Below are 25,128 nucleotides of genomic sequence, written 5' to 3'. Positions count from 1 at the left end.
ATGGTTTCAGGCTGCCTTTGAAGCAGTCAGCGCGTAAACATCCCTCCCAAAACCTGAAAACCAAACCATCAGGCAGCTTGAAAACACCATCCATGCGTTTTCAGGCTGCCTTATCTTCAAAAAAAATCAAAAAACACGATCGGGCATTTGTATCCCAAATCGTGTTTTGTATTTTCAGGCTGCCTTGAACAACAAACGCCGCAAGGCAGCCTGAAACGCATCAGGCCATCAGCTTTCCACAGGAATAATCCCAATCTTCGCTTGCCATTGTTTCGGCGCAATCGCGTGCACCGACTGCCCCTTGCTGTCCACGGCAACGGTAACGGGCATGTCTTTCACTTCAAACTCGTAAACCGCTTCCATGCCCAATTCGGGGAACGCCAGCACTTTGGAAGACTGAATCGCCTTCGCCACCAAATATGCCGCGCCGCCCGTTGCCATCAGGTAAACCGCTTGGTTGTCGGCGATGGCTTTGCAGGTGTCCGCACCGCGTTCCGATTTGCCAATCATGCCGAGCAAGCCTGTTTGCTCCAACATTTGGCGGGTGAATTTATCCATGCGGGTGGAGGTTGTCGGACCAGCAGGGCCCACCACTTCATCGCGCACAGGGTCCACAGGCCCCACATAGTAAATAATGCGGTTTTTGAAATCCACAGGCAGCGGCTCGCCTTTATTCAACATATCAATCAAGCGTTTGTGCGCGGCATCGCGTCCGGTCAGGATTTTGCCGTTGAGCAGCAGCACATCGCCTGTTTTCCAAGTGGCGACTTCTTCTTTGGTGAGCGTGTCCACGTTTACGCGCTTGCCGTTGTCGGGGCTGTATGTGATGTCGGGCCAATCTTCCAAGCTCGGCGCTTGCAAGTGGGCAGGGCCGCTGCCGTCCAGTTCAAATTCCACATGGCGGGTTGCCGCGCAGTTGGGAATCATGGCAACCGGTTTGCCCGCCGCGTGGGTGGGGTAATCCAAGATTTTCACGTCCAACACCGTGGTCAAGCCGCCCAAGCCTTGCGCGCCGATGCCCAGCGCGTTCACTTTTTCGTAGATTTCCAAACGCAGCTGCTCCACCGCGCTCAATTCCGCGCCCGATTTGGCTTTGTCTTGCAATTTGTGGATGTCAATATGCCCCATCAGGCTTTCTTTTGCCATCAGCATCGCTTTTTCGGGCGTGCCGCCGATGCCGATGCCCAAAATACCAGGCGGACACCAGCCCGCGCCCATGGTCGGCACGGTTTTCAACACCCAATCCACAATGCTGTCGGATGGGTTAAGCATCGCCAGCTTGGATTTATTTTCCGAGCCGCCGCCTTTCGCCGCGCAAATCACTTCCACCTTATCGCCCGCCACGATTTCGGTGTGCACCACCGCAGGCGTGTTGTCTTTGGTATTGATGCGCTTGCCCGCAGGGTCTGCCAACACCGATGCGCGCAACACGTTATCGGGGTGGGTATAAGCGCGGCGCACGCCTTCGTTCACCATCTCTTGCACGCTCATGCTGGCATCCCATTGCACATTCATGCCAATTTTTAAAAACACGGTGGCGATGCCCGTGTCTTGGCAAATCGGGCGATGTCCTTCGGCGCACATACGGCTGTTCACCAAAATTTGCGTTATTGCATCTTTGGCGGCGGGGTTTTGCTCTTTTTGCAAGGCTTCGTTGAGCGCATCGATGAAGTCTTTGGGGTGGTAATAGCTAATGAATTGAAACGCATCGGCTATGCTTTGGATAAAGTCTTCTTGTTTGATTGTGGTCATGGTTGGTGTCCTTATAAGGCGATGAGAAAACGGAGACAGCCTGAAAATGTAATTGATTACACGGCGGCTGAAATTTAATTAAATCTTATGTTGCCGAAAATTACAGTTTTTTGCGGGATTTGTCATAGGCAAAACGGGGGGGGTTGACTATTGTCAAAAATGCTTCATTTCTTAAAAATCTAACAAAATTAAACAAATAGCAGCCTGAAAAAATTTTCTCTTTTAAAAATATTAAGATAAGTTAAGCCAGTAGTTAAGAATGTTTACTATTCTTAATATAAAGTCGGAGACTTGGGGTTGGTTTGCGGTTTTGTTGAGAGTTTGTCTCTATTAAATCATTTTTTAATCAATATAGTAAACAAAAATTTTCATAAATAAACAAAATAAAACATGAGTAAATTTATCAGGAAATATTTGTATTTTTACTACATGGGTGGATTACAACTTTGCTGGTAGAATTTCATGCACATATTTAAAACAAACCTTTTGATAACACAGGAACCCAACCATGAGCGAAGAACTCTACACACTGGTGATTGACGGCAAAGAAATCCAAGCGCCCGCCAATTCGTCCATTATCCAAGCGCTTGCCCGCGCAGGCAAAGCGATTACCGCCAACGTGGGCTGCATGGGGCAGGGCGTGTGCGGCTCTTGCCGTTGCTTGGTGCGCAAAGAAGGCGAGCGCAAGGCGGAAACCAAATTGGGCTGCGAAACCAAAATTGAGCCGGGCATGCAAGTGAGCTTTATTGATTACTTCTTGCCGGCTCGTATTCATTATTACGACATGAACAAAGTGGGTGATGGCTGGAACTGGCTGGACGAAGTGGATGAAACCTTCCCCGAAGCCAAAAACTGCCGCCATTGCGGCGGTTGCGACGCGGCCTGCCCCAAGGGCTTGGAAGTGCAAAACGGCGTGGCGCAAGTGGTGTCGGGCGATTTTTCCACCGCGTCCAACACGTTTGACGAATGCGTGATGTGCAACCTGTGCACGCTGGCCTGCCCCGAGCATATCCGCCCCAACCATTTGGGCCTGTTCGCCCGCCGCATGAAAGCCGCGCGCACCTTGCGCCCCGTTGATTTGATGCGCCGTTTGCAAGAAATCGACAACGGCAAGATTAAAGTAGAAATTGATTAAGAAAGGCAGCCTGAAAATGACCCACACCGTAAAAGGCATTGATTACGAAACCGCGTTGGCCAATTTGCGCCGCGCCGAGCCGCAGCTCAACGGCACGCTGCCCGAAAAAGAAGTCCTGCTCAAAACCTTCCACCCCGACTACGCCCCCAGCGCGCACACCACATTGAGCGTGGGCGTGAACGCAGGCGATTCCTGCCATCCCGATTTGGCTAAATTACTGACTGCCCACGCCTTGATTGAAGACTACGATTTGGCAGGCGCGGAAAGTATGCGCACCGATGTGTTGGTCATCGGCGGCGGGGGCGCGGGTGCAGCGGCAGCATTAACCGCAGCGGCAGAAGGTGCCAGCGTGATTATGGCGAACAAGCTGCGCATCGGCGACAGCAATACCGTGATGGCGGAGGGCGGCATTCAGGCTGCCGTAGGCGAGGACGACAGCTTGCAACGCCATTATGACGACACCATCAAAGGCGGGCACATGGCGGGCAAAAAAGAATTGGTTGCCCAAATGGTGAGCGATGCGCCATCGGCAATTCGCTGGTTAATTGGCTTGGGCATGGATTTTGACACCCAAGGCGGCGACCGCAATGGCAAACTGGTGCGCAAAAAAGCAGGTGGCACCACCGCGCAGCGCATCTTGTGCCACCGCGACTTCACAGGCTTGGAGATGATGAAAGTGCTGCGCGAAGCGGTGGAAATTGAACCGCGCATCACCCAGCTAAACCGCCATCCCGCCGTGGAATTGTTGTCCGACAACGAGGGCAACTGCGTGGGCGCGGTGTTGTATGACTTGGAAAAACGCCAACTGGTAACCGTGCACGCCAACGCGGTGATTTTGGCAACAGGCGGCTCGGGGCGTTTGCATTTGCAAGGCTTCGCCACATCCAACCACTACGGCGCAACGGCAGATGGCTTGGTGTTGGCGTATCGCATCGGCGCGAAACTGCGCGACATGGACAGCTTCCAATACCACCCTACAGGCGTTGCCCATCCGCCGCACATGGCAGGCGCGTTGATTTCCGAAGCCACGCGCTCGGCAGGCACCAAACTGGTAAACGGCTTGGGCGAGCGGTTTGTGGATGAATTGCAACCGCGCGATGTGGTGGCGGCGGCGATTTTGCGCGAAGTGCAAGAGGGGCGTGGCGTGGTGCGCGATGGGCAAGTGGGCGTGTTTTTGGATACGCCGCGCATCATCGCCGAGCAGCCCGATATTATGAAACGCTTGGTAACGCTGGGGCACGTTGCCCACAAATGCGGCGTTCACCCCGAAAGCGAGCCGTTAATCATTCACCCCACCTTGCACTACCAAAACGGCGGCATTGAAATCAACGGCGATTGTGAAACCACCGTGAAAGGCTTGTATGCCGCAGGCGAAGTATCGGGCGGCATCCACGGGCGCAACCGCTTAATGGGCAACGCGCTGCTAGACATCATCAGCTTTGGTCGCCGTGCAGGGCGCGCCGCCGCCAAAGCCCCACGCCGCAACAACGTGCGCGGCGGTTTGAAACACGTCCACAATTTCCAACGCGCCTTACAAAAAGCGGGCGTGAAAAGCGAGGTAAAAGCCCCCGTGTTGTATCCCGATTACGGCACATTTGATTGGAAAGAACACGCAGGATTGATTTGCGCGATTGATTGAGAACGCGATAACCCGTTTTCAGGCTGCCTTAATCGCATCGGCAAAGGCAGCCTGAAAACGGAAAACCAAACCGCGCCATCATCCACCGCAAAGGCAGCCTGAAAACCATCGGGCACGCGCCAACACACTTTCAGGCTGCCTCAACCACCCAATTCCCCATACGGAATCAAAATCATGAAAAACGAACTGAACCAAGTATTACTCCACCCCAGCCGCCTCGTCGGCTCCGATTTAAACGCATGGCTCGCTGTAGGCGGCGGCGAAGGTTTGCTCAACGCCCTCACCGCGCCCGATAACATCGCCAAAGTGTTGGAAGACGCAGGGCTATGCGGCATGGGCGGCGCAGGCTTCCCCACCCACCGCAAATGGACAGCCATGGCGGAATCGCCCAGCGAAACAGGCGACCGCTATGTGGTCTGCAACGCCAACGAAGACGAACCGGGCACATTCAAAGACCGCTTCTTGCTGGAACACGCGCCGCATCAAGTGATTGAAGGCGCGCTGATTGCCGCCGTGTACACCCGCGCCAACAACATCATTCTCTACATCAACCCGCATCTCACCGAATCGCTCGCCGCCACGCGCGAAGCCATCGCCCAATGGCAAAAACACGCGCTGTTTCAACGCATTGAAGCGCATCTGGGCAAACCGCTCACCATCAAAGTAACCGAATCATCAGGACGCTACATCGGCGGCGAAGAAACCGCCGTGATTTCATGGCTCAACGGCGGCTTCCCGTTCCCGCAATACAAGCCCCCGTTCCCATTCCAAAAAGGCGTGGCAGGCGAGCCGACCTTGCTCAATAACACCGAAACCTTGGCGCACGTTTCGCACATTCTTCGCAACGGCGCAGAGTGGTATCGCGGCTTAGGGCGCGCCAACGGCGTAGGCACCAAACTGTATTCGCTTTCGGGCGACGTGTTAAATGAAGGCTTATTTGAACTGCCGATGGGCATCACCCTGCGCGAGCTGATTGACAACTACGGCGGCGGCATGCTGGAAGGGCGCACCTTCAAAGCCGTGTTTATGGGCGGGCCATCCAACAACATCCTCACCGCCAAAGATTTGGACGTGCCGTTGGACTTCGTTTCCGCCAAAGAACGCAATTCAGGCTTGGGCACAGGCGCGATGATTGTGGTTTCCGAGGGTACCAGCATCGTGCGCAAAACCGCCGACTACATCCAATTTTTCGCCAACAATTCTTGCGGACAATGCCCGCCCTGCAAAGGCGGTACCTACCAGCTTGCCCGCTTGGTGGAGCGCGTGGACAACGGCACCAGCACCGAAGACGATTTGCACGCGCTGCAAAATCTGGTGAACATCATGCCGGGAGCGGGGCGCTGCGGCTTGATTACCGGCGCGGCAACCGTGGTCGCTAGCTCCATGCGCACTTTCCCGATTGAATACGGCTTACCCGAAAGCAAATAAGCGGCGCAAAGGCAGCCTGAAAACGGATGAATGCCGTTCAGGCTGCCCGAGCCGCTTCCCGCGCCCTATCCATAACGGATGGCACACCGCCCGACACACTTTTCAGGCTGCCCGCAACCAGTCGGGCAGCCTGAAAAACGGTTGCACTGTTAATTTAAGTTATATCAAGGCAAAACGTGTTATTTAAGAGTTAAATCATGTTTGCTAAAATGGCGTTTCAGGCTGCCTAAATCGCCCCGGCAGGCGCAAATCGCGCAGCGGCAGCCTGAAACCGATTAAACCTTTTCTTTCTTAACTCAACTTTCACGAGGTGAAATCATGGGCTTTAAACCAATCCCAGCCGCCATAGCATTAGCCCTAACGCTAATTCTCTGGTTCATCCCCGCGCCCGAAGGCGTCGCGCCCAACGCGTGGCATCTGCTTGCGCTGTTTATCGGCATCATCGCGGGCATCATCGGCAAAGCCATGCCCATCGGCGCGATGGCGATGCTTGCCATGACCATTGTGGCGTTGCTGCAAGTAACCGTGCCCGAGCTGGGCGCAGACGGCAATCCCATCAAAAACCCCGCTGCCCAAGCCGCCAAAGACGCGTTAAGCAGCCTGAACAGCCCGCTGATTTGGATGATTGGTATCGCCATCATGATTTCGCGCAGCCTGCTCAAAACAGGGCTGGGCACGCGCATCGGCTATTTGTTCCTGTCGCTGTTTGGCAAAAGCACCGTGGGCGTGGCATACAGCCTTGCCTTGTGCGACTTGCTGATTGCGCCCGTTACCCCGTCCAACACCGCGCGCGGCGGCGCGATTGTGCACCCCATCATGAAAGCCATCGCCACCAGCTTTGATTCCGACCCTGAAAAAGGCACGCAAAACAAAATCGGGCGCTATCTGGCGTTGGTGAACTACCACGCCAATATTATTTCCTGCTTGATTTTCCTCACCGCCACCGCGCCCAACCCCTTGGTGGTGGACTTGGTTGCCAAAGCCACCGACAGCAAAATCCACCTGTCGTGGGGCACATGGTTTGTCGCCATGGTTGTGCCGGGGATGGTGGCGATGGTGCTGATGCCGATTATTTTGTATTTCCTGTATAAACCCGAAATCACCAGCACGCCCAATGCGCCCGAAATGGCACGCGCCAAGCTAAAAGAAATGGGGCCGATGAGCAGAAACGAAAAAATCACGCTGGGCGTGTTTGCTGTGTTGCTCGTGTTGTGGGCAGGCCTGCTTGCACCGCTTGGCATCAAAGTGGATGCCACCACCACCACCTTCCTCGGCATCTCCCTGCTGTTGCTCACCGGCGTTTTGACATGGGACGACGTGCTGAAAGAAAAAGGCGCGTGGGACACCATCGTGTGGTTCGCCGCCTTGGTGATGATGGCAACTTTCCTCAACAAATTGGGCTTGATTAAATGGTTCTCCGACCTGATGGGGCAACAAATTCAAGGCATGGGTTTAAGCTGGGTAGTCGGCTGCGCCTTGCTGGCTTTGGTGTACATCTATTCGCACTATATGTTTGCCAGCGGCACGGCACACGTTACCGCCATGCTCGGCGCGTTCTACGCCGTGGGCTTGCATCTGGGCGCGCCGCCGATGCTGTTTGCGTTGGTGCTCGCCGCCAGCACCGGCATTATGATGTCGCTCACCCACTACGCATCAGGCTCGTCGCCCGTTATCTACAACTCGGGCTACACCACCATGGGCGAATGGTGGATTGCGGGCTTTGTGATGAGCGCGGTGGAAATCCTGATTTTCTGCACTATCGGCATCACATGGTGGAAAATGTTGGGCTACTGGTGATGATGCGTTTTAGCTAAGCTGAACTTCGTTTCAGGCTGCTTTGGGGATGAGGCAGCCTGAAACCTTTGCAAAACCGTAGGTCGTCGGGCATTTCTGCCCGACGTTTTCATTTGTGGCGGATTTAAGACAGGGGCTTAGGAAGCAAGAACACTAAAATTGGTGGCAATCTTCTGAAATGAAATCAAAAAAATATCAAAAGTTCAGCAAAATTTCCGAGCCGCAATTCCGCCAAAGCCCACGGCTGTTTGCTTTGGATTTGACCGCCTCCGATACCGCCGGATTAACCGGCATCAGCCTCAGAAGTACCAACACCCTATATCTGAAATTACGGCAGCCTGAAAATCCATTTGAATCCCCACCGCAGCAAGCAAGCCTGTTTTAACGCTTGGCTTCGCCCGCAGCGTGCCAATGCTTTTAGTTTTTCAGCCCGTTTGGCTGCCCAAACAGCTCCAATCCGCTTGTTTAACCGCCGGGTTTTGCCCGCAAAAGGCAGCCTGAAATCCCACGCTTGGCATAACCCGCTATAATGCGCCCTTTTCCCATTCAGGCAGCCTGAAAACCATGTTTACCCTCCAACACAACCACCCGCTGATTAACCGCACCACCTTCGCCCTGCCCGCCACCGCCGCGCATTACGTTGAGCTTACCGACAGCGCCGATTTGCCCGCCCTGTGCCAACTGCCCGAATACGACCGCCAAACCGTTTGCTGGCTCGGCGGCGGCAGCAACACCCTGTTCACGCGTGATTATCCCGCGCTGGTGGTACACATCGCCACGCGCGGCATCCGCGAAACCCATCGCGCGGGCGGCATCGTGCACATGGAAGCGCAAGCGGGCGAAATCCTGCACGACTTCATCCAGCACACGCTCGCGCTCGGGCTGAGCGGGCTGGAAAATTTAAGCCTCATCCCCGGCACAGTGGGCGCGTGTCCCGTACAAAACGTGGGCGCGTATGGTGCGGAAGTGAAAGACCGCATCGTTTCCGTGCAATGCTTTGATTTGGAAACGCAAAACTTCATCACGCTATCCAACGCCCAATGCCAATTTGGCTACCGCGAAAGCCTGTTCAAACAACAAGGCAAACGCCGCTACGTCATCACCGCCGTAACCTTCGCGCTAGACGAAACGTTCACGCCCAAAATCGGCTACGGCGAGCTTGCCGCCACGCTTGCCGAACAATACGGCAGCCAAGCCCCCACCGCGCAGCAAGTCGCCCAAGCCATCATTCGAATCCGCCGCAGTAAGCTGCCCGACCCCGCCGAAGCGGGCAACGCTGGCAGTTTCTACAAAAACCCCGTTATCACCGCCGAACACGCCGCGCGCATCCAGCAGCAATACCCCGCCATGCCCAGCTATCCGCAAGCAGACGGCAGCCTGAAACTCGCCGCAGGCTGGCTGATTGACCAATGCGGCTTAAAAGGCAAACAAATCGGCGGCGCAGCCGTGCACGACAAGCAAGCCCTTGTGTTGGTGAACAAAAACCACGCCAGCGCGCAGGACGTGCAGGATTTGTCGGATTATGTGCGCCAAGCCGTGTGGGAAAAATTCCACATCCACCTGGAACCCGAGCCCAACCTTGAACCGCATTGGGATGAACAGCCTGTTCAACATCCCTGCGCGGGAGATTCCAACAGCTAAGGCAGCCTGAAAACAGGGCAGGGCGGGCAAGGCAGATGCCCGCCGGCAAAGGCAGCCTGAAACGCCATTGTCCATTTTGTCTTTGCATTTTCAGGCTGCCCAAAATCTTATACAATCTCGCTTTTCCTTTTATGAACAAACGATTAACGAATGCAACATGAGTAAAGAACCCCGCACCAGCACCTACACCAAAATCATTGATGCCAGCCTGATGCTGTTCAACGAACACGGCGAGCGCAACATCAGCACCAACCATATTTCCAGCCACCTCAACATTAGCCCAGGCAATCTCTATTATCACTTTGCCAACAAAGACGAAATCATCGTGCAAATTTTCAAACGCTATCGCCAAGAGCTGCTGGACTATCTGGGCAAAACCGAGCTGCCCGATGGCATTGAAGGCACGGTGGTGTATATGAAAGGGCTGTATAACATCTTGTGGGATTACCGCTTTTTGTTTAGCGATGTGAACGCGCTCTTGAACCGCAGCAAAACGCTGCTGGGCGAGCATAACCAGTTCACGCAAAACCAATTTGCCCCGCTGGCAACCAAGCTGTTTGGCATGCTGCGCGACAAAGGGCTGATTCACATCGACGACCGTGGCGTGAAAGATTTAACCGTGAATATGTGGCTGGTGGGCAAATATTGGTTTGACTTCGACGGCTCAATCAACGGACGCGATTCGCTGCGTGCCGAAGAAGTGAAAGCGCGCGGCGTGTATCGCACATTGAGCCTGCTGCGCCCGCATATTGAGCCGAATCTGGTTGCTGAGTTTGATGCGCTGATGGATAGATTGGTGGGCGATGAAGCGGCGTGATGTGGTATTGCTGAGCGCAGAGTGAAATAAAGGCAGCCTGAAAAGCGTGGTTTGGCTTTTCAGGCTGCCTTTGTGTGTGGAGATTGCGTATTTATGCTCGATTTTTGTGAATGGGGCTTGGGTGAACATGGGCAGGTGTTCGACCAGCCAGATTTCGTCTTCGGTGTCGGGCGTGCGCGCGGCGTTGAAGGTTTTCATGGCTTCAAAGGTGGGGGCGTAGTCGGCTCTGCCTAGTTTTTTGATGTTCATGGGGTTTCCTTTGGAGGAGTGCAGGCTGCTTTTTGCGTTTCAGGCTGCCTAATCGGCACGGCGCAGCTGGCTTTTGTGGATATAGCCGGAAATAAGTTTGTTGTTGCCGTATTCGTTTTTTTCGGTATAGGCACCCTGATTGGTGTAATACAGCCAGTCGCCCCTGTTCAATTTCGGAATAATCTGCGCGCGCGTGCCGTTGGGCAGAGTGGTGAGGATTTCGGACTGCCCTGTAATCGGCTGACCTTGATCCATTTCGTTGTGGCGGACATTGGCCGAGCCGTCGGGGCTGGCAACGATGTAGTTCTGCACGATATAGCCCTGACTTTGGTGGACGTAGCCCGTGCGGCCGCCGTTTAGTTGGATACGCAACCATTTGCCCTGCCTGCCGAGGATTTTGTGCTGCGTGCTACGGTAATCCAGCTCGGTGAGGATTTTGCTGTGCGTGTCGGGTGCGGCACGGACGTTGGCGCTGCCGTCGCATTCGATATCTGGTAGGAAATAGTCGGCAGCTTGGGCGGGCAGCATGGCGGCGGCAAGCATGAGGGGGAAGAGGAGTTTTTTCATGGTGGGGTTTCCTTTGGGGATGGATTAGGTTTCAGCCTGAAAACCCTATCCCCGTTTTCAGGCTGCCTTTCGCTTTGGCGTGTATTTCTATTTTCAGGCTGCCTTAGACTGCGCCGCCACCCAATCTTCAATGCGTTTTAACAACGCCTGTTCCGACAGCCCCATTTTATCCATCAGCAACGCCGTGTCGCCGTGTTCGGTAACGATGTCGGGGATGCCGCACAGCAGCGTGGGTTTGAGGCAGCCTGAAAACGCCAAACTTTCCAGCACCGCGCTGCCCGCGCCGCCTTGCGTGGTGTTTTCTTCCAAGCAAACCAGATAATCATGCGTTTGCGCCAATTCTTGCAGCAAATCGCCGTCTATCGGTTTCACAAAGCGCATATCGGCAACGGTGGCGTTTAATTGCTCGGCGATGCCCAGCGCGGGTTGCACCATGCTGCCAAAGGCAATCAACGCGATGCGTTGCCCTTGGCGGCGCAAAATGCCTTTGCCCACGGGCACGGTCGCCAAATCGCGCACCACGTTCACGCCGATGCCTGTGCCGCGTGGATAGCGCACGGCGGCGGGCTGGTTGAGTGCGTAGCAGGTGGAGAGCAGCAGGCGGCATTCTTGCTCGTCGCTGGGGGCGGCAATCACCATATTGGGCACGCAGCGCAGATAGCTTAAATCGTACACGCCTGCGTGGGTGGGACCGTCTGCGCCTACGATGCCCGCGCGGTCAATGGCGAACAGCACGGGCAGGTTTTGCAGCGCCACGTCGTGCAGCAATTGGTCGTAGGCGCGTTGCAAAAAGGTGGAATAAATCGCCACCACGGGTTTGGCTTCGGCGCACGCTAAGCCTGCGGCAAAGGTTACGGCGTGCTGCTCGGCGATGCCGACATCAAAGCAGCGGTTGGGGAATTGCTGGGCAAAGGCCACCAAGCCGCTGCCTTCTATCATGGCGGGGGTGATGGCAATCAGCCGTTCATCGGCTTGGGCTTGGTCGGCAAGCCAATCGGCAAAGACTTCGGTGTAGGTGGGCGCGGGGGCGGCTTGGGCTGCGCTGGCTTCGGTTTTCAGGCTGCCTGAATCGGGATTGGCGGCAGCGGGGGCTTTGCCCACGGCGTGGTATTTCACGGGGTTGTTTTCGGCGAGCTTGTAGCCATTGCCTTTTTTGGTGATGACGTGCAATAGCTGCGGGCCTTTTTTGCCGCGCAATTCGCGCAACACTTGCACTAATTGGGCGATGTTGTGCCCATCCACCGCGCCTGTGTATTCAAAGCCAAAGTTTTCAAACAAGCCGAGACTTTGTTGCACGTGTTCGCTTTCGCTGGCGAAGGTTTTGATGGTTTGTTCGGCTTTTTCGGCGATTTCTTTCACGGCGGGCAGCTTGTCTAACACTTTTGCCGATTGGGTTTTGATTTCGTGCAACACGCCGCGCATATCGCGCATCACATGGCGGGCAAGATGCTTGGGCAACGCGCCCACGTTGGGCGAGATGGACATTTCGTTGTCGTTCAAAATCACCAGCAGGTTGACATCGCTCATGTCGCCCGCGTTGTTCAAGGCTTCAAACGCTTGCCCTGCGGTCATCGCGCCATCGCCAATAATGGCGACGCTGCGGGCATCGCTGCCGTGCAGTTTGTCGGCAACCGCCATGCCCAACGCCGCGCCGATGGAGGTGGACGAATGCCCCACGCCGAACACGTCGTATTCGCTTTCGCAGCGTTTGGGAAAGCCTGCCAAGCCTTGGTATTGGCGCATGGTGTCCATGCGGTCTTTACGCCCCGTGAGGATTTTGTGGGGATAGGTTTGATGCCCCACGTCCCACACCAAGTGGTCGTGCGGGGCGTTGTAAACATAATGCAGGGCGAGGGTAAGCTCCACCGCGCCGAGGTTGCTGGCGAAATGCCCGCCTGTTTTTTGGATGCTGTCTAGCAGCAGTTCGCGGATTTCTTGGGCGACTTGGGGCAGTTGGTTTTCGCTCAGTTGTTTGAGGTCGTTGGGGTTTTGGATGGAGGAGAGAAGTGGGGTGTTCATGATGGATGGACGGGGTTAGTGTTGTGGGTTGGCGAGGCGCAGCAGCTGGATGGCGAGTGCCAAGCCAATCAGGCTGCATAACAGGTAAACAAGATAGGAGATGCCGTTCCATGTGCCGACGTGTCCGCCGATGATGTTGTGCAGCCAGTTGGTTTGATTGGCGCGCAGGGCGGCGACCACGGGGGTGATGAGCCATTCGTTGATGGCGGTGAACACAAGCAGCGTGCCTGCCCAAAAGGGCGTGCGGGATTTGTGATACGCCATGCGGTTGTCGCTGCGGGCGGTGAAGTAAACGATGAGCCAAACGGCAAGGGTGAATAGGTTGGCGATGTGAAAGAGGCTGCCTGAAAGTGTGTCGGCTAGGGCTTTGCCGCTGTCTGAGGTGTTGAGGTGGTTGGAAACAAGGGGGGCAACCACGCAACCGACGCTAAGGTGAAATCCGAGCCAAAGGCTGATGAGTAGGGCTGTGATGCGGCGCATAGGCTTGTCCTTTGCTGGTTGGGAAAGGGCATATCATAGCGGAATTTGTCGGGATAGGCGGGTAAATTTTGAATACAGATTCTAAGGCAGCCTGAAAAAGGGGTGGGATTTCAGGCTGCCTCACAACCCGCCATACGAATGCAGCCCCGACAAGAACATATTCACGCCCACAAAAGCAAACGCAGTAATAAACAGCCCAATAATCGCCCACCAAGCCAGCACTTTGCCGCGCCAGCCCGCTACCAGCCGCATATGCAGCCAAATGGCATAGTTCAGCCATACGATAAACGCCCATGTTTCTTTCGGATCCCAGCTCCAATAACGCCCCCAAGCGTCGGCTGCCCACAGCGCGCCAAGAATGGTGGCGATGGTGAAAAACAGAAAGCCCACGGCAATGGCTTTATACATGGCTTCTTCAATTTGCGCCGCATCGGGCAAAAATTTGCTGCCGCGCAGGGCGATGAGTTCCGCCGCGCCAAACGCCGCCGCCATGCAAAATGCGCCGTAGCCGATAAAGTTGGCGGGAACGTGGATTTTCATCCACCAAGATTGCAGCGCGGGAATCAGCGGTTGGATTTCGTGCGCGCCGCGCGATAGGCTGTACCACAGCGTGAAGCCCACCAAGCCGCAGAGCAGGGCGTAGATAAACACGCCCAGTTTTTGCATGGCGAATTTGCGCTCGTAATACAGATACATCAAGCCTGTAATCACCATAAACAGGATGAACACTTCGTAGAGATTGGACACGGGGATATGCCCTGCGTCGGGGCGCAGCAAATAGCTTTCGTGCCAGCGCACCAGCAGCCCCACAAAGCCCATAAAGGCGGCTGCCCATGCCAAATCGCTGGCGATTTTGAGCAACACATTGCTGCTGATGGGCGTTTCAGGCTGCCTTTTTTGTTGCCGCCATGCGGTGAGCGTGCCGACAAGGTAGGCGGCAAAGGCGAACGCGGTTAGGGCGCATTGCCACATAATCGCGGATTGGCTGCTTAACAGATAGCGCAGGAAAAATTTGCCGCTTTGCTCGTGTCCATTGGCGATGTTGCCGTTATACAGCCCCACGGCGGCGTAGCCTGCCAACACGCTGCCGATGATGAACCAGCGCATCGGTTTGAAAAACCAGCCCAAGCTCGTGGCAATCAGCGCGCTTGCCCACAGGATAACGGTTTCGTAAAGGTCCATGTGGTGCGGCAGTTTGATTTGGATAAGCGCGCCAATGGCGATGATGCACGCGGCAAACAGCCAGTCGGCTAGGTTGAGGGTTTTGAGCAGCGATTTTTCGCGCAGCAGTTCGTGTTGGGGGATGGGTTGAGTGGTCATGGTTTGTGTGGTTTTGGGGTTAAACGGAGGGCAGCCTGAAAATGGGTTGGAGGGGGTTTTGCCGAAACGTATTTTTTGTTTTCAGGCTGCCTATGGGTTTGTTAAACGGTGTTTTCGGCGCGGTTTTTGTTTGTGTGTTCTAGGGGGCGCATTGGTTAAACAAGCCGCTTAAAGGCAGCCTGAAAACGGATGGATTACCGCGCACGCAGCATTCGGATGCCCACATACAATATGGCAGTAGATAGAGTCATAAACACCAACGATGATGTAGGGGGTTGTTGCCAAATGCGGAACAAGCCGCCAAGAATAAATACGCTGCCAATCAAAATTGCCAACACGGCAACTACAATGCGCCAGATTCTGCCGAACCACGATAACCGATGCAGCGGCGTAAATTGCGGTGGCAACGCCCAATCCACATATAACAAGGACAAAAATCCCGACGCACCCATAAGCAAAATTCGTAGAATGTTTATTTTGTTTACGTTTGCGTTGGTTTGCGCGTCAAACCATACTCTTACTGCCATCCAAAGCATGAAGCTCAAATAGATAACGGCGATAACAATGGCATCTTTGGTGGGTTTGCGTGGCATAGCTGTTTTTCCTTCTATCAGAGGCAGCCTGAAAACGAGATTTGCCGTTTCAGGCTGCCTTTCGCGCGTTATTCACTCTCGTGATGCAATTCTTCCGCCACCGCCAGCACCGCGCTCAATATGCTTTCGCCCAAGCGCAGCGAGCGTTGCCCATTCCAGCCAAAATCATCATCGGGCAGGTTGTCGTTGTCTTTAAACGGCATTTCCAGCGTGTACGCCAAGCAGCCGAAGGTGTTGCCCACATAGTTGGTGGCAAGGGTTAAATTGGCTTCGCCGAAATGGTCTTTCTCGTAGCCGTGCACGGTTTGGAAATCGGGTGAGGCAGCCTGAAAAGCCGTTTTAAACAACGTTTCCAGCGCGGCGATGCGGCTGGTGTAGTTCGGCACGCCTTCCGTTCCCGCCACAAAAATATAAGGGATGCTTTCATCGCCGTGAATATCCAAAAACACATCCACGCCCGTTTCGTGCATTTTCTCGCGCACAAAAAACACTTCGGGGCTGCGCGCCACGCTGGGGTTTTGCCATTCGCGGTTCAGGTTCGCGCCCGCTGCGTTGGTGCGCAAATTGCCTAACGCCGCGCCATCGGGGTTCATATTTGGCACAATATAGAACGTGGCTTTGTCTAACAATTTGCGCGCCGTTGGGTCTTGGTGGTCCAGCAGGCGCGACAAAAAGCCTTCCATAAACCATTCTGCCATCGTTTCGCCGGGGTGCTGCCGCGCGATTACCCAAATTTTCAAATCGCTGTCCACTTGGTTGCCAATGGTTAAAAGATTGAGGTCGCGCCCTTGCACCGTGCTGCCCAAGTCTTCAATTTGGCATAAGCCGCTGCCTTGCGCTTCGCCCAGCAGGTTCAGATGCTGCTCGCTGGAATAAGGTTCAAAGTAGGCGTAATAAATGCTGTTGGCAAGCGGGGTGTGGTTGATGATGAGTTCGCCGTTTTCGTATTGCGTGGGCACGCGGAACCAGTTTTGGCGGTCATACGAGGCAACGGCTTGGTAGCCGTCCCAGCCTTCGGGGTAGGCGGCATCGGCGGCGTTTTCAAAGTGCATCACGCAGTGGGTGTACGCCGCGCCTTGCAGGCGGAAATAAAACCATTGTTTGAAGTCGGCGGCGGTGTCGGGGCGCAAAGCCAAGCGGATGTGCGACGGGTCGGACAGGTCGGTTACGATGATGCTGCCTGCGTCAAAATGGGCGGAGATTTTCATGGCGTTCACTCGTGGGCGGTTGTTTGAAACAAAAATGAAAATGGAAACGGGCGCGATTATACGATTATTTGGACGGCATACGGGAAATGATGGGCGGATTTGTTGAGGCAAATAAACGGCGTTGAAAAATATTTTGAATAAAAACAAGGCGGGTTGGATGGATTATGGTTTTGCTGCTTGACTGTGTGTGTGCCTGTTTCTATAATGCGCATCTTTCAGTCGGGGCGTAGCGCAGCCCGGTTAGCGCATCTGCTTTGGGAGCAGAGGGTCGTGAGTTCGAATCCCACCGCCCCGACCATTATTTAGTCCGATAGTTTTATGTGCCCGTAGCTCAACTGGATAGAGCACCGACCTTCTAAGTCGGGGGTTACAGGTTCGATTCCTGTCGGGCGCGTTCATTTTGTTCATCATTGTTCTCCTAGTGGTGGCTGTAGCTCAGTTGGTAGAGCCCCGGATTGTGATTCCGGTTGTCGTGGGTTCGAGCCCCATCAGCCACCCCATTATCTTAGACCGCATTGTTTGATGCGGTTTTTTTGTATTTGTCGTTTCAGGCTGCCTCAAAGGATAGATTTATGCTCACATCGCGCCATTGTGATTTGTTTAACCGCCCTTTTTTCCAATTTGCGCAGTTGAAAAAATACGCGCCCGAAACTATCCCGCAGCTGAAAGCGGACTACAAGGCGGCGTGGCAGGATTGGCAAAGCGTAATCGGGCAGGTGGCACAGCGGCTGGCACGGGATAATCCGCAGTTTGCGCCGCCGCATATTGAGCGTTGGTGCAACGGCTGGCAGGTGCGGGCGCATTTTTTTGCGTTTTTTAAATACGCCAAACACGCCAACGATGCGGCGATTTTGTCTATTTTGTTGAATCGCCGCCGCTTGACTGTGTCGCTGGATTGGCATTGCTACAAGGCAGACCGCTCCACGATTGCGCTGCCGCAATACAACCAATGGCTGGCGGGTTTGGATGCGGACGCGTTTGGCGAATTTGATGTGTGGCACGGCAGCGAGGATGAGTATGCGGATTATGCGCCGCTCAATAGGCAGCCTGAAAATGCGTTGGCGCTACGCGATGCGGATGATTTTTTCTGTATTGGCAAGCACGTTGAGCGCGATGATTTGGACGGCGTGGATAGTGTGGCTTGGATTGTGGCGCAGGTGCAGGCGTTGTTGCCGTTGTATGAGCGATGTTTTGAATAAGCGATTTCAGGCTGCCTTGTGGGTTAGGGCAGCCTGAAACTTAAAATGGAACGGCGATGGCTTGTCGCCGAAGGGTGTATTCAATAGGGTTTGACTGTTTGACAAGCTGTCGGCGAGCCGCCGACGTTCCATTGAGTGCAGCCTGAAACGCGCTTTGCTCATTTTCAGGCTGCCTCAATCCGCAATGTTGAGGCAGCCTGAAACACAAAAAGCGTTATAATCCAACCCATTATTCACACCAACATCCAGGAATAAACCATGCCGCAATCTGCTCACATTCTTTGCCGCGAACTGTCGCTGTTGGCGTTTAACCGCCGCGTGTTGGCGCAAGCGCAAGACCCGCGCGTGCCGCTGTTGGAACGACTGCGCTTTTTGTGCATCGTGTCGTCCAATCTGGACGAATTTTTTGAAGTGCGCATGGCGTATTTGCGCCGTGAACAACGCGCCAACCCCACGCAAGTGTTCCAATCGGGACAAACGCCCAGCGAAACCATCACGCTGGTGGCGCAAGAAGCGCACAAGATTATTGAAGAGCAATATCAAATATTTAACCAAGAATTGCTGCCCGCGCTTGCCGAGGAAAATATTGTGTTTTACCGCCGCAAGCAGTGGACAAGCGCGCAGCGCGAATGGATTGAAGATTATTTCAACCGCGAGCTGCTGCCGATTCTCACGCCGATTGGCTTGGATGCCTCGCATCCGTTTCCGCGTCCGCTGAATAAATCGTTGAATTTTGTGGTGGAATTGGATGGCAAAGATGCGTTTGGACGCGCTTCGGGCATGGCAATCGTGCAAGCGCCGCGCATTTTGCCGCGTGCGATTCGGCTGCCTGAAAATATTTGCGAAGGCAAAGACGGCTTTGTGTTTTTGTCGTCCATTGTGCATGAGTATGTGTACAAGCTGTTTCGCGGCATGACGGTGAAAGGCTGCCATCAATTTCGCCTAACGCGCGATAGCGATTTGACGGTGGAAAACGATGATTTGAGCAACCTGCGCACGGCGGTGCAAAATGAATTGCGCGACCGCGATTTTGGCGACGGAGTGCGGCTGGAAATTGCCGACCAATGTCCTGATTATATTAGCCAATTTTTGCTGGAACAGTTTAAGCTCACGCGCAATGAGTTGTATCAAGTGGAAGGTCCTGTGAATTTGGTGCGGCTGATGTCGGTGCCCGATATGGTGAACCGTCCCGATTTGAAATTCGCGCCGTTCACGCCGCAATATCCGCGCGCGTTGCGCAAATCGGCATCGCTGTTGGACGAAATCGCTAAGGGCGATATTTTGCTGCACCATCCGTATCAATCGTTTGATCCGATTGTGAAATTTATCAACGATGCCACGCGCGATCCTGATGTGGTGGCGATTAAGATGACGATTTACCGCACGGGTAGCCATTCCGAGCTGGCGCGCGCTTTGATGGCGGCGGCGCTGGCGGGCAAGCAAGTTACCGTGGTGGTGGAATTGATGGCGCGTTTTGACGAAGCGAATAATGTGTCGTGGGCAACCAAGCTGGAAGACGCGGGCGCGCACGTGGTTTATGGCGTGTTTGGCTACAAGGTGCACGCCAAAATGGCGTTGGTGATTCGCCGCGAACAAGGCAGCCTGAAAACCTATGCGCATCTGGGCACGGGCAATTATCACCAAGGCACATCGCGCATCTACACCGATTTCGGCTTGCTCACCGCCAACACGGCGATAACGCGCGACATCAACACGCTATTTATGGAAATCACCGGCTTGGGGCAGGCGAACAAGCTGAAAAAAATCTACCAAAGCCCGTTCACGCTGCACAAAATGATTATGGACAGCATCGCGCGCGAAACCGAAAACGCGAAAAACGGCAAGCCTGCGCGGATTATCGCCAAGCTCAATTCGCTGATTGAGCCGCAAGTGATAGAGGCGTTGTATGCCGCCAGCGCGGCGGGGGTGCAGATTGATTTGATTGTGCGTGGCATGTGCGCTTTGCGCCCACAAGTGGCGGGGCTGTCGGAAAACATCCGCGTGCGCTCCATTATTGGGCGGCTGCTGGAACACGCGCGGGTTTATTATTTTTACAACGATGGCGCGGAAAACGTGTTTATTTCCAGCGCGGATTGGATGGGGCGCAATTTTTTCAGCCGCATTGAAACCTGCACGCCGATTGAATCGCCCGCGCTCAAACAGCGCGTGATAGAAGAGGGCTTACTGCTGGCGTTGCGCGACAACGTGAAGGCTTGGCAGATGCACGGCGACGGCAGCTACACGCGGATTGTGGCGGACGGCGACGAGGTGGGCATTCAAGAAACGCTGTTGGCGCGATATACGGAATGATTTTCAGGCTGCCTTTGAATGCTGTTATGAGGCAGCCTGAAATTTAAAATGGCGCGACGATGGCTTGTCGCCAAACATAATTTTGCTGATTAAAGATATGTCGGCGAGCCGTCGCCGCGCCATCGGTTGCAGGTTTTGCGCCGTTTCAGGCTGCCTCTTTATCTCGCCATCAGGCAGCCTGAAAACAGGTTTTCAAATCGGGCAAACACGCATCATTCAATAAATTCCGCTTTTCAGGCTGCCTCTCCCCAGCCATCAATCGCGTATAATCGCGCTTCCCCTCCACATCATCAGAAAAGGAAAAACATGGATACCTTAGAGCTGCTCACCACCCGCCGTTCCAACAAAAGCCTGCGCGCGCCCGCACCCGACGAATTGCAACTGGACAGCATTTTGCAAGCCGCCAGCCAAGTGCCCGACCACGGCAACCTCACCCCTTGGCGGTTTATCGTTATCCAAAGCGAGGCGGGCAAACAGCGTTTTCAGGCTGCCTTACGCGAAACCGCGATTACGCTCAACATGGGCGAAAAAACGCTGGAAAAAGCCGAGCGCGTGGGCAAATTTGCCCCGCTGGTGATTGCCGTGATTGCCAGCCCAAAAGAAGGCAAGCCCGAATGGGAGCAGCAGATGAGTGCCGCCTGCGCCGCCTATGCCATCCAGCTCGCTTCGCAAGCGCAAGGCTTTGATAATGTTTGGATAACAGGCTTGTGGGTGAACTCGCCCGTGTTGCAACGCGAATTTGAATGCAGCGAGCAAGAAAAAATCATCGGCTTGATTATGATTGGCACGGCGGATAAACCCAACTGCGCCGAGCCGAAAAACACCGATGTGGAAGCGTTTACCACGCATTGGTAACCCCGTTTCAGGCTGCTTCAATAGAGCAGGGTAGGGCAGCCTGAAAGCTATTTTATTTTTTGTAAACAAGGAGATGTTATGGAAAACCCTAACCAACCCAACCTGGATAAGCAGCCTGAAAACTAACCCAGCGGCGCACAAGAAGCCTTGCAGCAAGCCGAGCAAACCTTGCGCGATGCCACCCAATCGCAGCCTTACACAGGCAGCAGCGACATCAGCCAAGACGATAAAAACGTTGCCATGCTGGCGCATTTGCTGGCTCCCTTTTTCGGTTTTATCCCGCCGCTGATTTTTTGGCTGATGAATAAAGACAAAGCAGGCAAGGATTTTGTGTGCGACCAAGCCAAAGAAGCGTTGAATTTCCAAATTACCGTGATTCTGGCGGTGTTTGTGTCGTGCTTGTTGATGATTGTGCTGATTGGCATTTTGCTGTTTTGGTTGGTATTGGCTGCCAATTTTGTGTTGTGCATTATTGCCGCCGTTGCTGCCAGCAAAGGCACGGCGTACCGCTATCCGTTTGCGCTGCGCTTGGTTAAGTAGAAAGAACCTGTATTCACGCCAAAGGCAGCCTGAAAAGCGAAATTGGGCTTTTCAGGCTGCCTTATTGTTTACACAATGGGCGGCAAAACCCTTTACAAAAATTCCCCAAAATAACTACCCCGTCCATCCGCCATAACCACTATAATCCTAACAAAACCTTACACATCAAAACGAAAGCTAGCCATGCCGCTCACGCCCATCGCCGAACTGCAAACCATCATCCAAACCCACATCGCCAACCGCCCGCTGGCTCTTGATAGCCAAACCTTGCCGCTTGCCCAAGCCGCAGGGCGCGTGTTGGCGCAAGACATTGTCGCCCCGCTGGCTATCCCCGGCAGCAACGTTTCCGCCATGGATGGCTACGCGCTTGCCCAAGCCACGCCCGCGCACAGCCGTTTAACCATTGTGGGCGAATCCGCTGCGGGTAGCCCATTTACAGGTAGCCTGAAAGCGGGCGAGTGCATCCGCATCATGACGGGCGCAACCGTGCCCGCTTGTTGCAGCACCGTGGTGATTCAAGAAAACGTAATCCGCGAGGGCGATTGCATTGTGTTGCAGCAAGACGCGCCCGCCGCCGCCAACATCCGCTATGCAGGCGAGGAAATCCAAGCGGGGCAAACCGTGTTGAGCGCGGGGCGTATTTTGCGCCACGCCGATGTGATGCTGCTTGCCGCGCAAGGCATCGGCAGCGTTGCCGTGCAGCGCAAATTGCGCGTTGCCATCTTGTCCACAGGCAACGAGCTTGCCGAAGCGGGCAGCCCCATCGCCGCGCACCAAATCTACGACAGCAACCGCCCTATGCTGTGCAGCAAACTGCGCGATTGCCCCGCCGACATCGTGGATTTGGGCAAACTGCCCGACAGCCTAGCTGCCACCGTGCAAATGTTGCACCAAGCCGCCGCAGACAGCGATGTGGTCATTACATCGGGCGGCGTATCCGTGGGCGATTATGATTATTTGCGCCAAGCCGTTGCCCAAGTGGGCACGATTCATCACTACAAAGTCGCCATGAAACCGGGCAAACCCTTTGTGTTCGGGCAACTGGGCAGCGCGTGGTATTTTGGTTTGCCGGGCAACCCCGTTTCGGGCTTTGTCGGCTTTGATTTGTTTATCCGCGCCGCGCTGTGGCAGATTGCAGGCGCAACGCCGATTCCGCAGCCCTTGCGTTTTCAGGCTGCCTTAACCCGCAGCGTGAAAAAAGCCGCAGGGCGCGCCGACATCCAACGCGCCATCATCAGCCAAAACAGCGACGGCACATGGCAAGCCACACCCACGGGTAAACAAGATTCCCACCGCATCCTCGGCGTAAGCCAAGCCAATGCCTACATCATCCTGCCGCAAGAGAGCGGCGATTTGGCGGCGGGGGAAATGGTTACCGTGCAGCCGTTGCATGAAGCGTTTTTGTGATGCGGCAAGCACGCGGTTATCGCCGTTTCAGGCTGCCTCAGTAGGCAAGCATAGGCAGCCTGAAAAACCATCTACCCCACCATCCACAACCACCCCAAAGGCAGCCTGAAACACCATCCAAAAAACCACCAACAGGCAGCCTGAAAACCACACACCCAAGGCACACACCATGACCACCCTAATAGACCCCCACAACCGCCAGCTCACTTACCTGCGCCTCTCCGTAACCGACCTCTGCAACTACCGATGCAGCTACTGCCTGCCCAACGGCTACCAAGGCAAAGCCAAGCCCGACGAGCTTACCCTGCCCGAAATCCAAACCATCGCCGCCGCCTTCGCCCAAAGCGGCACGCGCAAAGTGCGCCTCACAGGCGGCGAAGCCACGCTGCGCGCCGACTTGCCCGACATCATTGCCACCCTAAACGCCCAACCCCAAATCCAACATATCGCCCTCACCACCAACGGGCATCAACTCGGCAAAAAATTCCCCGTTTACCGCCAAGCAGGGCTCACCAAACTCAACATCAGCCTAGACAGCTTCAACCCACAAACCTTCCACAAAATCACCGGCAAAGACCAAAGCCAAACCATCCTGCGCGACATAGAAACCATCCTCAACACAGGCTTTACCAGCATCAAAATCAACACCCTGCTGCTGCGCGAACACGCCCAAGAAACCCTGCACGACGCGCTGGATTACATCCGCACCCGCCCCATCGCCCTGCGCTTTATAGAACTCATGCAAACAGGCGACAACAGCGCCTACTTCCAGCAACACCACCAAAACGCCGCGCAACTGGAACAAAACCTCATCGCCCAAGGCTGGCAACTGCAACCGCGCCAGCCCCACGCCGGTCCCGCCCGCGAATACAGCCACCCCGATTATGTAGGCAACATCGGCATCATTGCCCCATACAGCCAAGATTTTTGCAACAGCTGCAACCGCCTGCGCATCACCGCCCAAGGCAAAATGCACCTTTGCCTATTTGGCAGCGTCGCCCACGATTTGCGCCCCTATCTCAACGACGTAGGCAGCCTGAAAAACCAAATCGACCAGCTTGTCCAACAAAAGCCCGAACACCACTACCTACACAACAAAAAAGTCGGGCTGATTACCAACCTGTCCATGACAGGCGGTTGAATCATCATTTTTCAGGCTGCCCCAACCACACAGAACATAAGCCGTTTTCATGGCGTTGCGCCGCCATACCCACGCCCAGCAGCCCAACCGTTCGCGCCTTAAAAAACAAGTGCGCAACCCCAAGCCATTTTAGCTCCGCTGAACTTCGTTTCAGGCTGCCTCAAACTTGATGCAGCCTGAAACCTAAAATGGAGCGGCGACGGCTCGTCGCCAAATAGCGTATTCAATTGAGCTTTGCTGGTTGAGAAAATGTTGACGAGCCGCCGACGCTCCATCGGTTGCAGATTTTGCAAAGATTTCAGGCTGCCTATCCCATCACAAATGTTTGATGCTACTGCCCTCTCCCCTACGTCCAGCCGAACGCAGCAATCTATTTTCAGACTGCACAACCATGTAACCCAAAGCATCCTAAAACCCCTCTTTCAACCCACCTCCACAAAGGAACAAAAAATGACCACCCCCACCTTCCGCCCCCTCAACATCCACATCCTCACCGTAACCGACACCCGCAGCCGCAAAGAAGACGGCAGCGGCGACTACCTCGCCCAAGCCCTGCAACAAAGCGGACACAATCTCCACTCCCGCGACCTCTGCCGCGACGAAAAATACGACATCCGCGCCCGCGTCTCCGCCGCCATCGCCCAGCCCGAAATCCAAGTCATCCTGATTACCGGCGGCACAGGCATGTTTGACCGCGACATCACCCCCGATGCCGTCTCCCTCCTGTTTGACAAAACCATAGACGGCTTCGGCGAAATCTTCCGCGCCATTTCGCTGAACGAAATCGGCATGTCCACCATCCAATCGCGCGCCATCGCAGGCATCGCCAACCGCACGCTCATCTTCTGCCTACCTGGTTCCACAAACGCTTGCCGCACCGCATGGGAGCAAATCATCCGCCCCCAGCTAGACCCCCGCATCAACGCCTGCGGCTTCACCCGCGTGTTTAATTCGTGGGATAGAGCGTAAACGCGTTTTCAGGCTGCCTTTGGCTATGGTTAAGGCAGCCTGAATTACTACATAAATACACATTT

General features: G+C 54.8%; 23 protein-coding genes, 3 tRNA genes and 1 pseudogene. 18 read left to right on the top strand and 9 right to left on the bottom strand.

Features of this window, described 5'->3' with window-relative positions:
* Nucleotides 1-228: 228 nt before the first annotated feature.
* Nucleotides 229-1,752 (bottom strand): fumarate hydratase, encoded by a 1,524-nt coding sequence (locus H3L93_RS09040; RefSeq protein WP_003793882.1) that lies wholly within the window; start codon nt 1,750-1,752, stop codon nt 229-231.
* Nucleotides 1,753-2,260: 508 nt separating this feature from the next.
* On the opposite strand from H3L93_RS09040, the gene H3L93_RS09035 reads away from it, so the two are divergent.
* The 7 genes and pseudogenes from H3L93_RS09035 to H3L93_RS09005 all read left to right on the top strand — a co-directional run bounded on the left by H3L93_RS09035 (nt 2,261) and on the right by H3L93_RS09005 (nt 10,206).
* Nucleotides 2,261-2,887, top strand: a complete 627-nt coding sequence (locus tag H3L93_RS09035) for a 4Fe-4S dicluster domain-containing protein (protein ID WP_003793885.1) — start codon at nt 2,261-2,263, stop codon at nt 2,885-2,887.
* A gap of 16 nt (nt 2,888-2,903) precedes the next feature.
* Nucleotides 2,904-4,526 carry an FAD-binding protein gene (locus H3L93_RS09030; protein ID WP_040558101.1) on the top strand — a complete coding sequence of 541 codons (1,623 nt, stop codon included), beginning with the start codon at nt 2,904-2,906 and terminating at the stop codon, nt 4,524-4,526.
* Nucleotides 4,527-4,700: 174 nt separating this feature from the next.
* Nucleotides 4,701-5,954, top strand: coding sequence for a complex I 51 kDa subunit family protein (locus H3L93_RS09025; protein WP_003793888.1), 1,254 nt, complete (start codon nt 4,701-4,703; stop codon nt 5,952-5,954).
* A gap of 318 nt (nt 5,955-6,272) precedes the next feature.
* On the top strand, nt 6,273-7,751 hold the full coding sequence (locus H3L93_RS09020) for a DASS family sodium-coupled anion symporter (protein WP_003793892.1): 1,479 nt from the start codon (nt 6,273-6,275) through the stop codon (nt 7,749-7,751).
* A gap of 175 nt (nt 7,752-7,926) precedes the next feature.
* Nucleotides 7,927-8,085: pseudogene (locus H3L93_RS09015) on the top strand (IS1595 family transposase); the annotation flags it as partial.
* A gap of 227 nt (nt 8,086-8,312) precedes the next feature.
* Nucleotides 8,313-9,389, top strand: coding sequence for a UDP-N-acetylmuramate dehydrogenase (gene murB / locus H3L93_RS09010; protein ID WP_081446075.1), 1,077 nt, complete (start codon nt 8,313-8,315; stop codon nt 9,387-9,389).
* A 157-nt stretch (nt 9,390-9,546) separates the two neighbouring features.
* The gene (locus H3L93_RS09005; protein ID WP_003793902.1) at nt 9,547-10,206 is read left to right on the top strand and encodes a TetR/AcrR family transcriptional regulator; all 660 of its coding nucleotides are present in this window, start codon (nt 9,547-9,549) and stop codon (nt 10,204-10,206) included.
* A 297-nt stretch (nt 10,207-10,503) separates the two neighbouring features.
* Here H3L93_RS09005 and H3L93_RS08995 read toward each other — a convergent pair whose 3' ends face one another.
* The 6 genes from H3L93_RS08995 to H3L93_RS08970 form a co-directional block, all read right to left on the bottom strand.
* Nucleotides 10,504-11,022 carry an SH3 domain-containing protein gene (locus H3L93_RS08995; protein ID WP_003793905.1) on the bottom strand — a complete coding sequence of 173 codons (519 nt, stop codon included), beginning with the start codon at nt 11,020-11,022 and terminating at the stop codon, nt 10,504-10,506.
* 93 nt (nt 11,023-11,115) lie between these two features.
* A complete protein-coding gene (dxs, locus tag H3L93_RS08990; RefSeq protein ID WP_155802940.1) occupies nt 11,116-13,044 on the bottom strand; it encodes a 1-deoxy-D-xylulose-5-phosphate synthase in 1,929 nt (642 codons plus the stop codon).
* A 12-nt stretch (nt 13,045-13,056) separates the two neighbouring features.
* On the bottom strand, nt 13,057-13,521 hold the full coding sequence (locus H3L93_RS08985; protein WP_003793908.1) for a DUF4149 domain-containing protein: 465 nt from the start codon (nt 13,519-13,521) through the stop codon (nt 13,057-13,059).
* A gap of 120 nt (nt 13,522-13,641) precedes the next feature.
* Nucleotides 13,642-14,841 (bottom strand): c-type cytochrome biogenesis protein CcsB, encoded by a 1,200-nt coding sequence (gene ccsB / locus H3L93_RS08980; protein WP_003793913.1) that lies wholly within the window; start codon nt 14,839-14,841, stop codon nt 13,642-13,644.
* Between the two features lie 194 nt (nt 14,842-15,035).
* Nucleotides 15,036-15,434 (bottom strand): hypothetical protein, encoded by a 399-nt coding sequence (locus H3L93_RS08975; RefSeq protein ID WP_003793916.1) that lies wholly within the window; start codon nt 15,432-15,434, stop codon nt 15,036-15,038.
* Between the two features lie 68 nt (nt 15,435-15,502).
* On the bottom strand, nt 15,503-16,642 hold the full coding sequence (locus H3L93_RS08970) for a M14 family metallopeptidase (protein WP_003793918.1): 1,140 nt from the start codon (nt 16,640-16,642) through the stop codon (nt 15,503-15,505).
* 220 nt (nt 16,643-16,862) lie between these two features.
* Between H3L93_RS08970 and H3L93_RS08965 the strand changes: the two genes are divergently transcribed.
* From H3L93_RS08965 to H3L93_RS08950, 4 genes are all read left to right on the top strand, one after another.
* Nucleotides 16,863-16,940 (top strand) — tRNA-Pro (locus H3L93_RS08965).
* A 22-nt stretch (nt 16,941-16,962) separates the two neighbouring features.
* Nucleotides 16,963-17,036, top strand: a tRNA-Arg gene (locus tag H3L93_RS08960).
* A gap of 30 nt (nt 17,037-17,066) precedes the next feature.
* A tRNA-His gene (locus tag H3L93_RS08955) sits at nt 17,067-17,142 on the top strand.
* Between the two features lie 72 nt (nt 17,143-17,214).
* The gene (locus H3L93_RS08950; protein ID WP_040558104.1) at nt 17,215-17,841 is read left to right on the top strand and encodes an HI_0552 family protein; all 627 of its coding nucleotides are present in this window, start codon (nt 17,215-17,217) and stop codon (nt 17,839-17,841) included.
* Between the two features lie 6 nt (nt 17,842-17,847).
* Here the strand turns inward: H3L93_RS08950 and H3L93_RS08945 are convergent, their stop codons facing one another.
* Entirely contained in the window at nt 17,848-18,003 is a 156-nt protein-coding gene (locus H3L93_RS08945; RefSeq protein ID WP_155802942.1) for a hypothetical protein, read from the bottom strand.
* Nucleotides 18,004-18,099: 96 nt separating this feature from the next.
* On the opposite strand from H3L93_RS08945, the gene ppk1 reads away from it, so the two are divergent.
* The 5 genes from ppk1 (at nt 18,100) to moeA (ending at nt 22,953) form a co-directional block, all read left to right on the top strand.
* A complete protein-coding gene (gene ppk1, locus H3L93_RS08940) occupies nt 18,100-20,151 on the top strand; it encodes a polyphosphate kinase 1 (RefSeq protein ID WP_003793924.1) in 2,052 nt (683 codons plus the stop codon).
* Between the two features lie 64 nt (nt 20,152-20,215).
* A complete protein-coding gene (locus H3L93_RS08935; protein ID WP_155802943.1) occupies nt 20,216-20,374 on the top strand; it encodes a hypothetical protein in 159 nt (52 codons plus the stop codon).
* 83 nt (nt 20,375-20,457) lie between these two features.
* Complete coding sequence (locus H3L93_RS08930) at nt 20,458-21,006, top strand: nitroreductase family protein (RefSeq protein ID WP_003793930.1); 549 nt, start codon at nt 20,458-20,460, stop codon at nt 21,004-21,006.
* Nucleotides 21,007-21,153: 147 nt separating this feature from the next.
* Nucleotides 21,154-21,546: a DUF4870 domain-containing protein gene (locus H3L93_RS08925; RefSeq protein WP_003793932.1), complete on the top strand. Its 393-nt coding sequence runs from the start codon at nt 21,154-21,156 to the stop codon at nt 21,544-21,546.
* A 183-nt stretch (nt 21,547-21,729) separates the two neighbouring features.
* The gene (gene moeA / locus H3L93_RS08920; protein WP_003793936.1) at nt 21,730-22,953 is read left to right on the top strand and encodes a molybdopterin molybdotransferase MoeA; all 1,224 of its coding nucleotides are present in this window, start codon (nt 21,730-21,732) and stop codon (nt 22,951-22,953) included.
* Between the two features lie 27 nt (nt 22,954-22,980).
* Here moeA and H3L93_RS08915 read toward each other — a convergent pair whose 3' ends face one another.
* Nucleotides 22,981-23,124 (bottom strand): hypothetical protein, encoded by a 144-nt coding sequence (locus tag H3L93_RS08915; protein ID WP_155802945.1) that lies wholly within the window; start codon nt 23,122-23,124, stop codon nt 22,981-22,983.
* Here H3L93_RS08915 and moaA point away from each other — a divergent pair.
* Complete coding sequence (gene moaA, locus H3L93_RS08910; protein ID WP_003793938.1) at nt 23,123-24,094, top strand: GTP 3',8-cyclase MoaA; 972 nt, start codon at nt 23,123-23,125, stop codon at nt 24,092-24,094. The genes H3L93_RS08915 and moaA overlap by 2 nt on opposite strands.
* Before the next feature lie 450 nt (nt 24,095-24,544).
* On the top strand, nt 24,545-25,063 hold the full coding sequence (gene moaB, locus H3L93_RS08905) for a molybdenum cofactor biosynthesis protein B (RefSeq protein WP_040558106.1): 519 nt from the start codon (nt 24,545-24,547) through the stop codon (nt 25,061-25,063).
* Nucleotides 25,064-25,128 lie beyond the last annotated feature (65 nt).

The organism is Kingella oralis (assembly GCF_014054985.1).
GTDB lineage: Bacteria > Pseudomonadota > Gammaproteobacteria > Burkholderiales > Neisseriaceae > Kingella_B > Kingella_B oralis.
The sequence above is the reverse complement of the archived record's forward strand: the minus strand, read 5'-3'. Positions and strand labels throughout refer to the sequence as shown.